General features: G+C 53.7%; 2 tRNA genes. Both read right to left on the reverse strand.

Annotation, left to right across the window (positions count from 1 at the left end):
- Nucleotides 1–504: 504 nt before the first annotated feature.
- Nucleotides 505–580, reverse strand: a tRNA-Ala gene (locus P9A16_RS35575).
- 46 nt (nucleotides 581–626) lie between these two features.
- Nucleotides 627–703 (reverse strand) — tRNA-Ile (locus P9A16_RS35580).
- Nucleotides 704–1,007: the final 304 nt, after the last annotated feature.

Below are 1,007 nucleotides of genomic sequence, written 5' to 3' on the forward strand. Positions count from 1 at the left end.
AATTGCCCTTACGACACTTAATCGTTCTCATTGTCTATGCTCATCACTAGCCTTCGCTAGAAGGCGATTGGACTACCTTTTACAATCCAATCCACTCATGATGCCATCGACGTGTTCGACAGATCTGCTTTATTGGAGCCACGCCGAGCGGCTCGCTTGCAGTCCGTCATTAAGACCAGCTTCTCGAGATCAAATCCGGTACCGTGCGGTTAGACGACGGTAATCCGATCGTCCGTCAGAAGCACCCGAAGGCGCCAACAACGAACGATCCAGAGCGACAAGCTTCCTTCCTACCTCCAATCCCTCCCCAATCTCCGGCCGGCTAGGCCATCAAAAGGTTCACCGGGAAAGGTCTCGGACGCTTCGGGCCTAAAACCCAAAACACCTGGAAGCCTCCAGATCAATCTTCTCTTCACAATGTATGCAGAACAGGCGCACTGCCATTCGGCAGACGCAAACTTTTATTTCTCCAAAGGATATTCCCTCATCTCGACACCAAAACCTTGGTGGAGCTGAGCGGGATCGAACCGCTGACCCCCTGCTTGCAAAGCAGGTGCTCTCCCAGCTGAGCTACAGCCCCATTCAGGTTTCGATAACCTGACCGGCTGACCACTCAATCTTAGGGATGGTGGGCCCGGGCAGACTCGAACTGCCGACCTCACGCTTATCAGGCGTGCGCTCTAACCACCTGAGCTACGGGCCCATTACGGTCAAACACGCATGCGCATGTTCAGGAAAAGTGCCGCGCGGTTTTCCGCCCGGAACTGCGCCATGAACAACATGGGCGTGGTTCGTATATCCTTTTGAAGAAAGAGAAACGTGGACGGCGAAGATCGCCATACCCGCTGTCTGCGTAGCAGATCTGCAGGCGTATTGCGTTTCGATGGTCACCTGACTGGTGCCATCTATGTTCTAAAAAGCACGGGAAGGTTCATACCGTTCAAGACGGTCGTCTTACCAATTCCACAGCTTCCTTAGAAAGGAGGTGATCCAGCCGCAGGTTCCCC

It is taken from the genome of Shinella sp. 838, assembly GCF_029623935.1.
In the GTDB taxonomy this organism is placed as follows: Bacteria; Pseudomonadota; Alphaproteobacteria; order Rhizobiales; family Rhizobiaceae; genus Shinella.